Annotated in this window: 14 protein-coding genes; 6 read left to right on the forward strand and 8 right to left on the reverse strand. The window is 36.0% G+C overall.

Annotated elements, in window-relative coordinates; genetic code table 11:
• Positions 1-5: 5 nt before the first annotated feature.
• Entirely contained in the window at positions 6-536 is a 531-nt protein-coding gene (gene hsp20 / locus J5U23_RS05995; protein WP_218259904.1) for an archaeal heat shock protein Hsp20, read from the reverse strand.
• Between the two features lie 72 nt (positions 537-608).
• Positions 609-1,037, reverse strand: coding sequence for a methylmalonyl-CoA epimerase (mce, locus tag J5U23_RS06000; protein ID WP_218259905.1), 429 nt, complete (start codon positions 1,035-1,037; stop codon positions 609-611).
• Positions 1,038-1,116: 79 nt separating this feature from the next.
• Between mce and J5U23_RS06005 the strand changes: the two genes are divergently transcribed.
• The gene (locus J5U23_RS06005; RefSeq protein ID WP_218261403.1) at positions 1,117-2,778 is read left to right on the forward strand and encodes a methylmalonyl-CoA mutase family protein; all 1,662 of its coding nucleotides are present in this window, start codon (positions 1,117-1,119) and stop codon (positions 2,776-2,778) included.
• Here J5U23_RS06005 and J5U23_RS06010 read toward each other — a convergent pair.
• The gene (locus J5U23_RS06010) at positions 2,768-3,307 is read right to left on the reverse strand and encodes a phosphoribosyltransferase (RefSeq protein WP_218261404.1); all 540 of its coding nucleotides are present in this window, start codon (positions 3,305-3,307) and stop codon (positions 2,768-2,770) included. The two genes, J5U23_RS06005 and J5U23_RS06010, sit on opposite strands and share 11 nt — an antisense overlap.
• A complete protein-coding gene (locus J5U23_RS06015) occupies positions 3,300-4,454 on the reverse strand; it encodes an alkaline phosphatase family protein (RefSeq protein ID WP_218267266.1) in 1,155 nt (384 codons plus the stop codon). Before J5U23_RS06015 ends, J5U23_RS06010 begins: the two co-directional genes overlap by 8 nt.
• Between J5U23_RS06015 and J5U23_RS06020 the strand changes: the two genes are divergently transcribed.
• The 3 genes from J5U23_RS06020 (at position 4,444) to J5U23_RS06030 (ending at position 8,054) form a co-directional block, all read left to right on the forward strand.
• Positions 4,444-4,596, forward strand: coding sequence for a hypothetical protein (locus tag J5U23_RS06020; protein ID WP_218267267.1), 153 nt, complete (start codon positions 4,444-4,446; stop codon positions 4,594-4,596). The two genes, J5U23_RS06015 and J5U23_RS06020, sit on opposite strands and share 11 nt — an antisense overlap.
• A complete protein-coding gene (locus tag J5U23_RS06025; RefSeq protein WP_218267268.1) occupies positions 4,593-6,149 on the forward strand; it encodes a phytoene desaturase family protein in 1,557 nt (518 codons plus the stop codon). Before J5U23_RS06020 ends, J5U23_RS06025 begins: the two co-directional genes overlap by 4 nt.
• A gap of 81 nt (positions 6,150-6,230) precedes the next feature.
• Positions 6,231-8,054 carry an AAA family ATPase gene (locus J5U23_RS06030; protein ID WP_218259911.1) on the forward strand — a complete coding sequence of 608 codons (1,824 nt, stop codon included), beginning with the start codon at positions 6,231-6,233 and terminating at the stop codon, positions 8,052-8,054.
• Here J5U23_RS06030 and J5U23_RS06035 read toward each other — a convergent pair.
• Positions 7,999-8,793, reverse strand: coding sequence for an inositol monophosphatase family protein (locus J5U23_RS06035; RefSeq protein WP_218259912.1), 795 nt, complete (start codon positions 8,791-8,793; stop codon positions 7,999-8,001). The genes J5U23_RS06030 and J5U23_RS06035 overlap by 56 nt on opposite strands.
• Positions 8,790-9,761 carry a thioredoxin-disulfide reductase gene (gene trxB / locus J5U23_RS06040; RefSeq protein ID WP_218267269.1) on the reverse strand — a complete coding sequence of 324 codons (972 nt, stop codon included), beginning with the start codon at positions 9,759-9,761 and terminating at the stop codon, positions 8,790-8,792. The genes J5U23_RS06035 and trxB overlap by 4 nt, the downstream gene beginning before the upstream one ends.
• 93 nt (positions 9,762-9,854) lie before the next feature.
• Here trxB and J5U23_RS06045 point away from each other — a divergent pair, with 93 nt between their 5' ends.
• Both J5U23_RS06045 and J5U23_RS06050 read left to right on the forward strand, forming a co-directional pair.
• Positions 9,855-11,354 (forward strand): dihydropteroate synthase-like protein, encoded by a 1,500-nt coding sequence (locus tag J5U23_RS06045; protein WP_218261407.1) that lies wholly within the window; start codon positions 9,855-9,857, stop codon positions 11,352-11,354.
• Positions 11,311-11,754 carry a hypothetical protein gene (locus tag J5U23_RS06050; protein WP_218259915.1) on the forward strand — a complete coding sequence of 148 codons (444 nt, stop codon included), beginning with the start codon at positions 11,311-11,313 and terminating at the stop codon, positions 11,752-11,754. Before J5U23_RS06045 ends, J5U23_RS06050 begins: the two co-directional genes overlap by 44 nt.
• Positions 11,755-11,773: 19 nt before the next feature.
• Here the strand turns inward: J5U23_RS06050 and J5U23_RS06055 are convergent, their stop codons facing one another.
• Together J5U23_RS06055 and J5U23_RS06060 are read right to left on the reverse strand one after the other, a co-directional pair.
• Positions 11,774-12,190 (reverse strand): 6-pyruvoyl trahydropterin synthase family protein, encoded by a 417-nt coding sequence (locus J5U23_RS06055; RefSeq protein WP_218259916.1) that lies wholly within the window; start codon positions 12,188-12,190, stop codon positions 11,774-11,776.
• The gene (locus J5U23_RS06060) at positions 12,180-12,683 is read right to left on the reverse strand and encodes a hypothetical protein (protein WP_218259917.1); all 504 of its coding nucleotides are present in this window, start codon (positions 12,681-12,683) and stop codon (positions 12,180-12,182) included. Before J5U23_RS06060 ends, J5U23_RS06055 begins: the two co-directional genes overlap by 11 nt.
• Positions 12,684-12,702: the final 19 nt, after the last annotated feature.

Consider the following 12,702-nt stretch of genomic DNA (forward strand, 5'->3'; position numbering starts at 1 on the left):
AATAATTACTCAACTTTTATTTCAACACCAGAATCTGACGAAGGGCTTTTCTTCTTTAAAGTTATCTCTAAGACTCCATTCTTAAAATTAGCCTTAGCCGACTTCTCGTCTACTTCTGCTGGTAAATCAATCTCCTTATAGTATTGTCTATCCTCTGATTTGGCTGTAATCACTAATTTCTTTCCACCATTTGTCACCTTGACTTTAATATCATCTTTGTTAACGCCAGGCACTTCAGCTACTACCTTAATTTCATCACCTTTCTCAATAACGTCAGCTAATGGTTCACGTTCTTCAGATATCATTGGCTTACCTCTGATTTTCCTAACGTTACCGAATTCCTCTATTTTCGGCACGCCGTCTGGCCCTACGGTTATTCTAAATCCGTAAACGTATGGCCCAAATTGCTTAACTTCCTCTCCTTTGCCTCTGAAACCTCTCATAAATTCCCTCTCAATTCTCTCGAACTCTTCTTCCATCTCCCTTATCCATTCGTCCATTAAATCAAAAATATCCTTTTCTTCCTTCTTAGGCATGGATTATCGTTATATATTGTGAAAATATAGTTTTAAAGTTTCTTACGTTCCTCAACAAGTGTATCTCGATATTTATAATTCCTTTGGTTGTACCAATTCAAGTAGTACTCCCATAACGCTCTTTGGATGTACAAAAGCTACTAGGTGTCCTCTTGCCCCCTTTCTCGGGGCGGAATCTACTAATTGAAGTCCTTTAGCTGTCAATTCCTCTAATGCCTTATTAATATCACTAACTTTTACAGCTAAATGATGTAAACCTTGGCCCCTATTTTTCAGAAACTTAGCCACAGTGTTATTCATGTCGTTATGATCGATTGGTTCCAATAACTCTATTGAAGTTTCATTTTCTTCTTCCCCAACTAAAAACGCCACTTTTATCCCTCTCTCTTGAATGATTTCTTGATGTATCAATTTCATTCCAAAAGTATTTTGATAGAACTTAATTGCTTGGTCTATATCTTCAACTACTATTCCAATATGGTCTAGATTTTCAACCAGCACAACGTATTCATATTGTTTAATCTTAAAAGTTTTGTCCTAAAGAAAAAGTTATATACTGTTTATAGGATTTAAACATAATATGGATCTTGAAGATAGAATTAAGGAATGGGAAGAAAAGGTCTATTTAAGTTGGGTGAAGAAGAGGGGAGAGAGGAAAAAGGAATTCAAAACGTTTTCCGGAATACATATTAAACCAGTTTATACTCCATTGGATGTCAAAGGCAATTACATGGAAAAGTTGGGATTACCGGGTGAGTATCCATTCACAAGGGGAATTTATCCTAACATGTACAGAGGAAGGATTTGGACAATTAGACAATATGCAGGCTTTGGATCTGCAGAGGAAACGAATTCGAGGTTTAGGAAATTATTGGAAGCAGGACAAACCGGTTTAAGTATGGCCTTTGATTTACCTACCCAATTGGGATTAGACCCAGATCATGAATTAGCTTACACAGAGGTTGGAGTTGTTGGGGTCTCCATGTTCCATTGGAAGGAAATGGATATGGTAATGTCCGGAATACCCCTCGACAAGGTTTCTACTTCAATGACTATAAACGCCACCGCCATGGAATTACTCTCAATGCTGATTACTACTGCCGAAAGTAGAAATATTGACAAGAATGTTTTAGATGGTACAGTTCAAAATGATATTTTAAAAGAGTATATAGCTAGAAAGAACTTCATATACACACCTTCGCCCTCAATGAGATACGCTATCGACATTATCGAATACTCCGCTAAATACTTACCAAAATGGCATCCAATAAGCATAAGTGGATATCACATAAGAGAAGCTGGGGCGGATGCGGTATTGGAATTAGCGTTTACATTGGCGGATGGTATGGAGTATGTCAGAAAAACGATGGAGAGAGGGATTAGCGTGGACGAATTTGCACCACATTTATCCTTCTTCTTCGCAGCTTACTCAGATATATTCGAGGAAGTTGCTAAATTTAGAGCTGCCCGAAGAATGTGGGCGAAAATAATGAAAGAAATGTTTAACGCTAAGAAACTTGAGTCAATGATGTTAAGGTTCCATACACAAACTGGAGGGGCTGAATTAACTGCACAACAGCCGGAAATAAACATTATAAGGACTACATTACAAGCATTAGCCGCTGTATTGGGTGGAACCCAAAGCTTGCACGTTAATTCATATGATGAAGCATTAGCGTTACCCACTGAGAAAGCCGCTAAGATTGCAATAAGAGTTCAGCAGATAATAGCGAATGAGAGTGGAGCTGCCGATGTAGCGGATCCATTGGGAGGCTCATATTACATAGAGTGGCTGACCGATGAAATAGAGGAGAGAGCGTGGAAGATTATAGACCAAGTAGAAAAAATGGGTGGTATGATAAAAGCCATAGAAAATGGGTATCCGCAAGCGCAGATAGCTGAAAGCGCGTATAGAATACAGAAGAGAATAGAAGAGGGTGACCTCGGAAAAGTTGGTGTTAATATGTATTATGAACCAGAGTGGATTGGAACAACTGAAATATTTAGAGTAAATCCAGAGGTTAGGGAGAGGGTTATTTCAAGGTTAAAGAAGTATAAACAAGAAAGAGACAGCATGAAAGTTAGGGATAGTCTCAATAATCTACGGAAAGTTGCTGAAAAAGAGAATGAGAATTTGTTCCCATACATGATTGATGCCATAAGGGCAGGGGCAACAGTAGGGGAGACCAGTGGTGTTTTACGAGATATTTGGGGAGAATATAAAGAACCTTCTATTTTCTGATCTTTAATAATTGATTATACAAGTCGAAGAATCTCTCCTTTTTGTTAACGGGAACATCATTATTTTCCCTAACAACATCCCATTTATCCCATGGGAAAATTATCCACTTATCAATTTGTTTGTAATAGAAATCCGGAACCCTCTTGGACCAAGGTTTTAAGTATAAAGTTGCAGTCATTACTTTAGCTGGATTAAACATGGTTATAACATTACTAACCGCCTCCAAGGTTTCGCCGGTATCAGCAACATCATCAACTACTAGGACTTTCTTCCCCTCTAAAGAATCAGTGTATACAGATCTGATGACTGGCTTACTTTCAGTTTTTCCAACGCTACGATAAAATTTTATATCTATATACCTTATTACTTTCAAATCTAATAAGTCAGAAAGAAGTTTAGCTGGTACAATTCCACCCGTCAATACCGCGACCAGAACATCTGGAATATAATTATTTTTAACTAATGCTTCACCTATCGAAAAAACCGCGTCTTCTATTTCGTCCCATGATGGAATATGATATTCAACCATTCAAGACCACCAAAGGTATCTCAAATTCCTCTTGCAATAGTCCTCCATGATGCCCTTTAAGTTTATCATACTCGTCTTTTTCCTTAAAAATAAATATGAATGCTCGGTAATCGGTAGGAACTGCAATGTAGTCAGGTAAGACGGAAACATCATTAATTTTTCCTAATAGTTTTTCGAAATCGGTTTTTCCAAATATTTTAAGACTTTCATACTTTCTGCTGAGATAGGTTGAAACGTCATATCTGGTTCTTAAAAATATTGCCCTGGAGTCTCCGTATGGAGGAACATCAAGCATATTAAGTAGGTCTTGGTCATTGTTGAAGAGTATAGTTTCAGAAACTGGAACGTGACCATGATCTGCTGTTATTATAAAACTATATTTCTTATGTTTTTGTGAAATCTCTGAGATGCTGATCAGAATATCTCTTGCGGATTTAATGGTAGGATCTGTATACGGCCCATATTTATGAGATAAAGTATCCACATCCGGAACGTAGAAGTAGATAAAGTCATATGCGTCTTGTTGTAAAATCTGTGAGAGCTGATAAAATGCATCCCAAAAGTTAACATAAGTTTTCGACTCACCAGAAGCTCCATGTGTAGCATTGCTAAACTCGGTATTTTCAATTCCCTTAGGCACTATGGATATAGTCTTCTTACCTTGAACTTCTTTCAAATAGCCTTTAACATAAGGAAACGATGAAGAAAAAGGTACGGAATCTCTTATGGAATCTCTATCACTTACCGTAGGATAAGTATAACGTAGAGTATTTACGATTCCTCCTAACCTCTTTGAGAAGGTATTATAACCTAAAACGCCATGCTCACCAGGCGTTGATGCGGTGAATAATGTTGTCAATACAGTAGATGTTGTGGATGGAAAAACACTTGTTATCTTTGTTGCTTGTAAATTTACCCCAGTTTGATTAAATATATTCCAACCTAGACCATCAAATAATGCTAAAACCAATTTACTATTAACGTTTAAATTCATCTTATTCAAACATTGCCTCTGAACTCCAAGGTATTCAGCTATAAAACAAGATAACGTGTAAATATTCTCTCCATAATAGTCTGGTAATATCAGATCCATATTTGCAATAAGGTTATAAGTATTTATTTTTAAGTTTAAGTTAATGTTACCCATAACAGTATTGGCTACGGCCACAAAAACTATAACACCACTTGTTCAAACGATTGAAACATTTACATATATCTCCATAGGATTTGGGGCTTTAGGAGTTGCAATAGGATTTCTAGTATGGCTAACTATCAGGCGAGTTAAATGATAGATGTAGCAATTATTGGTGGGGGGCATAATGGACTAGTCACAGCAGCATATCTAGCCAAGGCTGGACTAAAAGTGGCTGTATTTGAGAGAAGGGAAATAGTAGGTGGTGCGTCGATTACTGAGGAGTTATGGCAAGGTATCAAAGTTTCCACTGGTGCTTATGTGCTTAGCCTATTGAGACCTAAGATAATAGAGGAATTAAAACTAAGAGAGTTTGGATTAAAGGTTTATTTAAAAGATCCGGGATTATTTTTGCCATTTGAAAACGGTAAAAAATTATACATTTGGTCAAGTCTAGAAAAAACTAAGAAAGAAATAGAAAAGTTCTCGAAAAACGATGCAAAGAATTATGAAAAATGGGTTAAATTCTGGGACGTATTCGCTGAGATGGCAGATTTCTTGATGTTAAACCCTCCTCCACATATAGATGAGGCTAAGAACTTACTTGATATGTTTAAGGGAAACGTGAATGAAGAATTAGCGCTAAGTTTCTTAAGAACTTTCATACAAGATGCGAAATCATTACTTGACGAGTATTTCGAAACAGATGAAGTTAAGTCAGCATTGGCAGAAGACTCTGTAGTAGGAACCTTTGCCTCACCCTCAACTCCGGGAACGGCATATGTGCTTGCTCATCATGTTATAGGTGAAGTAAATGGCGTGAAAGGAGCTTGGGGTTACGTAGAAGGAGGAATGGGAGGTGTAACTCAAGCTCTTAAAAGATCAGCTGAACACCTTGGGGTTGAGATTTACACTAATGCAGAAGTTGATGAGATATTGGTAAAAAATGGAAAGGTAAAAGGTATCAAACTGAAAAGTGGAAAAATAATAAACGCTAAAATTGTCGTTTCAAATGCTGATCCTAAAACAACGTTCTTTAAACTTTTAAGAAATGCTGAGTTAGAGGAAGATTTCATTAGAAGGGTAAGATCTTTGAAAAACATTGGTATATCATTTAAGATCGTTGGATATTTAGAGGAATTACCAGATTTTGGTAATGGCAAGAGCCTATTACCAGAACATGTAGCTTCTGAATTGATAATGCCAAACATGAAATACATAGAGAAAGCTTATGACGATGCTAGAACATTAGGATACTCTAGGGAACCTTGGCTTTCCATTAACATTCAGTCCTCCGTAGACCCTACAGTAGCCCCTCAAGGTAAGTTCTCCTTCTCCATATTTGGGCAATATTTGGTTTACGATATTAAGAAAAATGATGAAATGAAAGATAAAATTGCTGAAATAACTTTTGAGAAAATTAGGGAATTTGCACCTAATTTCAAACCTATTAAATATGAGGTTTTAACACCATTAGACATTGAGAGGAGATTTGGAATTAATGGAGGGAATATTTTCCACTTGGACATGACTCCAGATCAATTATACTTCTTCCGGCCATTAATAGGTTATAGTGATTATAAAACGCCAATAAAGGGACTTTACCTTTGTGGATCTGGGACTCATCCTGGTGGAGGTGTTACCGGCGCTCCTGGTTATAATGCTCACGTTAAAATTCTAGAAGATCTAAGAAAAGGTATTTACAAGTAGATACTAATTGAGTCCTTTTCTAGATAAAAATTTTTGAAATAAGCTTATAATCATAAAGGCAGATATTACTCTTGATTTAAGTTGATAGAACCCGTACTTAACTTAGCGATTATATTTATTAGCTTAGCAGTACTAGTAATCATACTCATGAAGATTTTTGGAAAATCTACTGCTAAATTCGCCTATTCCGATAAAGCTTTACAATTACAGAATAAATCACAGAAGAAAAAAGTCGAGATAGAGGATAAAAAGATAACCTGGGATGATATAGGGGGATATGAGGATGCTAAAAAAGAGATAAGAGAATACATAGAATTACCCTTAAAAAATAGGGACGTGGCAATGAAATATGGCTTAAAACCACCTAAAGGGATGTTATTGTTTGGCCCACCAGGTTGTGGAAAAACTATGATGATGAGAGCATTAGCTAACGAATCTAAATTGAATTTCCTCTACGTTAACATAAGCGATATTATGAGTAAATGGTATGGAGAAAGTGAGGCTAGATTAAGGGAGTTGTTTAATAATGCTAGAAAAAACGCTCCATGTATCCTTTTCTTTGATGAAATAGATACAATAGGCGTTAAAAGAGAGTCACACACTGGCGACTCTGTAACACCTAGATTATTATCCCTAATGTTATCGGAAATTGATGGATTACATAGTGAAGATGGAGTAATAGTAGTAGGGTCTACCAATGTTCCTCAAATGTTAGATAAGGCATTGCTCAGAGCTGGCAGATTTGATAAATTAATTTACATTGGTCCACCTAACAAAGAGGCTAGGAAACAAATTTTACAAATACATTGTAAAGGGAAACCGTTGGCTGAAGATGTGGACTTTGATAAATTAGCTGAAATTACTGAGAGGTATAGTGGAGCGGATTTGGCTAATTTATGTCAAGAGGCAGCGAGGAAAGTCGCATCTGAAGCAATAGAAAAAGGTACAGATAGGAAAATAACTATGGCAGATTTCATTGAGTTGATCAAAAAATATAAGCCTAGTATAACGCTACAAATGATAGAAGATTATGAGAAATTCAGACTTGATTTTGAAAGAAGGGTACGTAAAGGAGAAGAGGAAAATGAGCTAGAAGAGAAATTAACTTTGAATGATATAGGAGGCTATAACGAGATAAAGACTGAATTAAAAGAATTGTTAGAGTTACAATTATATCACTATAAATTATTGGAACAATTGAAAGTTCCTCCAATTAGGGGAATATTACTTTACGGACCCCCGGGTGTAGGTAAGACCATGATGGCTAAGGCATTGGCTAAAACACTTAACGTCAAGTTAATTGCGTTAAGTGGAGCTGAGATTATGTATAAAGGGTACGAGGGTGCAATAGCAGCAATTAAGGAAGTATTTAACAGAGCGAGAGAAAACAAGCCCGCAATAGTTTTATTAGACGAGCTAGATGCAATTGCATCTAAAAGAAACTATAAGAGTTATACAGATTCTTCAAAAATTGTTAATCAACTGTTAACAGAGATGGATGGAATAAGAAGTTTGAAGGAAGTAGTTGTAATAGGGACTACAAATAGATTAAAAGCCATAGATCCAGCCCTATTGAGACCAGGCAGATTTGATAAAATTATTCATATGCCACTTCCAAATAGGGAAGAGAGGCTAGATATACTAATGAAATATATTGGAAAAGAGGAATGCGAAAAAGTAGATTGTGGATTTTTAGCAGAGCAGACGGAAGGTTATTCAGGGGCTGACTTGTCTGCATTAGCGAGAGAGGCTAAGATGAAAGTGTTAAAGAGCATCTTGAGAGGAGAAAGCAATAGAACGTTAACTAAGGAAGACCTAATAGAGGCACTTAATAAAATACATCCATCAGTTAAGAAAAGATTGAGTAAACGTTCTTCATCAAAATCTGATCACGAGATACAATAATTTCATCTATTTTATATATATCATCTATTCCAATACTTATTTCTTTACCATTCAATGTAGACGGAATAGAGTTCAATCTTTTGCAAAAGTTGGCTGAAGCTGCAATATCAATGTTTCTTAACTTTCCTCTAATGTCAAAATATAATTTTGCCTTGCCAATGCAAGTTAGAATCATATCTAATGATGCGCTACCAAAGCTTCTAATCTTATATCCCTTTAGAACTGAGAGAATCTTTAATGTCTTATCTATGCCTCTCTCATCAAAATACGTAATTACAACATTTGAGGGCGAATTGCCAATCATTTCAATCTTTAAGGGAGATCCATTCAAATATGCAGTAGAAGTATCGTACAAATATATCTTATCAATTGAAATATGTGAAACGAATCCCCCTAGCGAATCTAACAAACCTTTTGCACTTTTGCCATAAATAGCCACTGATATAGAATACCACGGTACACCAAGTACAAAATTGTTACTGCCATCCAATGGGTCGATTAACGCAATATAATCATAACCATTTGATGGTATTATAACACCGGATTCCTCAGAAACGAACTTAAATTTTAGTCCAGTATCATTTAATAACTGAAAAATATACTCCTCAGACTTCTTATCAATTACTCGTGTAGTGTCTCCCGAGTGAAATCCAACTACCTTATCTAGATCTTTTTCATCCTTTATCTCATTTAAATATTTCGTTGCGCTGATAGCGATTTTATTTACTAAATCGATCATTTCTTACCCTTCTTTTCTGTCACATATCTATAAGCTGAAGTCGCAGCCACAGCACCTTGAGCTACTGAAGTAATAACTTGTCTAAACCCTAACCACATTGACGTACAGTCTCCTGCTGCAAATATCCCTGGTACACTAGTCCTCATCCATTCATCTACTTTAATATATCCGTTTGTATCAGTCTCTATCCCATTGCTCTTGGCGAAATCTGTTGGAGGGTCAAATCCTATTTCTACAAACACACCGTTTACATTCAACTCCTTAATCTCACCGGTTTTCAAATTCTCCACAACTACTTGTCTAACAACCTTATCTCCATTAATTTCCTTCACTACTGAATTAAGTACAAATTCAACATTTGGTTTTTTCTTAACTGTTTCAACATAAATTGGTTGCGCCTTAAAACTATCTCTTCTATGTATTAAATAGACTTTAGTAGAATAACTAGATAATATCTCAGCTCCCTCTAACGCGGAATCCCCTCCTCCGACAACTGCAACGACTCTGTTCTTAAATAATGGGGCATCGCAGACTGAGCAGTACGATATACCCTTTCCTACAAACTCTTGTTCTCCAGGTACACCTAACTTTCTTCTCTTTACTCCTATCCCTAAGATAACGCTATCAGCCTTAAACTCACCTTTTCTCTTGGTTTTCACTACAAATCCGTCTCCTCTATTTTCAATTTTCTCCACAATATCCAACAAGACGGGTACCTCATACTTCTCTATGTGTTTATTAAATACCTTTATCATATCGCTCGCTTGAATTTCTATTAAGCCAAGATAATCATCAACTATACCCGCTTCAGTTAACTGCCCACCTGGAGTTTCTCCTATAACTAGAGTCTTTAGCATATATCTAGCAGTATATAATGCAGCACCATAAGCGGCAGGACCTAGTCCAACAATTATGACATCGAACTTCTCTCCCGGTTTTACACTTGCAGCTCTTGGTAGAAGACTCATAGCTATACTATATTTGGTAAGCGAATTTTAAGAGTTTTGTTCAACGATTCTAAAAACGTGAAATTAAATACCGTAAAAAACTAGAATAAATGTGTGAAAGTATTAGTAGTAACTGGAACTCTAGCTGCACCAATACTTTCTGAAGTTGCTAAGAACATTAAAGATACAAAGGTAGAGATTAAAGTGCTTAACTATCCCGTTGCCTCACTAATGAGTACAAAGTTTATAGCAGAGAACTTGAAGCAGACGAAATATGATGTAGATTACATACTTTTACCTGGTATGGTATATGGGGACGCTAAAATTGTTGAAGAAGTTACGGGAGTGAAAACGTTCAAAGGAACAGAGGAAGCCTGGGATCTTCCTAGGGTAATTGAGGCCTTGAAAAATGGAGTACAACTTTCTACAACAGAACCCGCTGATAAGATTATAGGTAAAATGGACAACATAGAGGAGAAGCTAAGAAAAATAGAAGAAGAGGCTAAGATTTCTTTCGAAATAAATGGAGTTAAGATTACAACTTATCCGCCTCCTTTCAGAATATTTTTGGAAATAGATAATAAGCAAGAATTCGAGAAATTAGAGAGACTAAGGAAAAACATTAATGTAGTAGTATTAGGTCTTCCGGTAGGCCACTACGATTTAGATGAAGTCAAAAACAAGGTTAAACAATTGGTGGATTACGGATATGTTGTTGGAATAGATGCTGAATCGCCTAGGGAATTAAAAGAGGGTGTAAGAGCTGGAGCTTCATTCGTATTTAACTTAAATGAAACTAACCTGGAGGAACTTGAGGAAATTAGGAAAGAAGCAGCGTTTGTCGTAGCCCCATTCAATACTGAAAATAGAGGAGAGATAACTGTTGATCTAGTTATAAAAGCTAAACAGAAGGGATTCGATAAGTTAATAGCAGATCCAGTGTTGTCACCACCTCTAAGAGGGTTAGTAAATAGTATAATTGAGTATAAGTACGTGAGGACAAAGTTACAAGATATACCGATTTTAATGGGAATTCTTAACGTAACTGAACTCATTGATGCGGATAGTTTGGGAGTTAACGCACTTCTCTCTGCTATTGCTGGAGAGTTGGGAATTTCTAACTTGCTAATTATGGAAAAGGGGAAAACGAAGTGGAGCAGTTGGGAATTATCACAGGCTACGAAAATGATAAGTATAGCTTTGAAGGAAAATAGGCTTCCTAAAGATATAGGCATAGATTTGCTCGTACTTAAGGATAAGAGAAGATTTAGGGAGAATTTTGGCGCTGACGTAATTGTTAATGAGTATATAGAGCCAGAAATGGACAAAAGTGGATTCGCTAAAATTTTCGTGAGCGAAGACGGATTTGGAGTAAAATGGATAGGTAAAAACAAGGTAACAATAAAAGGGAAAAATGGACTTAGTATCGGTAGAGAATTAGTTAGAAGAGTTAAGGATATTAGCAAAGAGCATGCAGTATATATAGGATATGAACTAGCAAAGGCTGAAATTGCGTACCAACTCGATAAAAATTATATCCAGGACAAACCATTATTCAAAAAGATAATTAATGATAATTTCCATACCGAGCATGATAAGAAAAGAGATCGATAATATTACGTTTGTCTTCAGTGTAATTCCCCCAATAATTACGCTCAAGAATGCAGATGAAGATCTAAAGGACTTTCTCTTAAAACTATCTAAATCTTTTAGGATAGATATTGCATGCGGGAATAGGGACAAGAAGTTATGTTATCCCGCAATATTTGGTGGGGTATTTGTATTTGATCATGACTTGATCATAAAAAGATATGAGATCTACGGATATTTGTGCAATGGAGAAGAAGAGAGTGTGAAAAACATAAATCAGCTATTTAAGCAACTTGAGCAGGGTAAAGAATGGTGTTTTAGATTTGACGATAATTCCATTCTTTGTTTCAAGAACAGAAAGGAATCTAAAGAATGTAGGTGGATTGACAATATAGGCTTACGCTTTCTAATTTTCTCCTCCTAATGGACAAAAGATCTATTGACTATGGATACTCTATAATTGCATAAGAGTCCTTTCCCTCATATATCTTTAAAAGTATTCTGTACTTTTTATTCAGTTTTAGATATATGTCCTTTGCTATTTCAATACCTATATACTCAGCAGTGGGAAATGGAGCATCTATTACCTTGTAATCTACCCTGAACGGACCTTCAAACCTCGACTTATCTAAGTCAACCTTCGGTATGATAAGTTTATGATCCCACTCTTGTATTACCTCTCTAATCATCTTTTTAAGTAAGTTAAAGTCTACTACAAATCCAGATTTCTCATTGACTTCACCCTCAACTTCCACATTAATAATATACGTATGACCATGAATTTGGCTATCAGCATATGACGATAAGGTATAATGAGCGGAATCCATTGTGATTCCTTCAATACCAACTCTAACTTTCATTTAAAGACCTCCTTATATTCTTGTCAAAATGTTCCCATGTGGACTCGCTTAAATATCTTATCTCATCACATAATGATCTAATGTTAGAATCAGTCTTTACAATCCTTTCAACAAGACTGTGGAAGCCTATTAAAACAGTATAATCACCGTAAGCTACTTCCTTATTTCCGAAATATATCTTTTCGCCTAGAACCATATTTCCACCCTCCTCAATCATCTTGTAAATCGCATATACTAAATTATCTATATTAATGTTAGCCTTATAGTGAGAGAACTTATCCTCGATCTCATATCTTAGCGTGTATATTTTATCCTCAATTAAATTAATGAGACTATCTAATATTTCTAGTTGCGCTTTGAAATTCTCTATCGAGAGAAGATGTTTATACTTACTCATCATAATACAAGTAGTATTACAAGGTACAGATATGTTTAGAATTGGTAAAGTGATACTAATTCGCTCCTTCAAGTAACTTTCGGCATCTTCATTCATAATTTTTATATTGAGTAAC

The organism is Saccharolobus shibatae B12 (assembly GCF_019175345.1).
In the GTDB taxonomy this organism is placed as follows: Archaea; Thermoproteota; Thermoprotei_A; order Sulfolobales; family Sulfolobaceae; genus Saccharolobus; species Saccharolobus shibatae.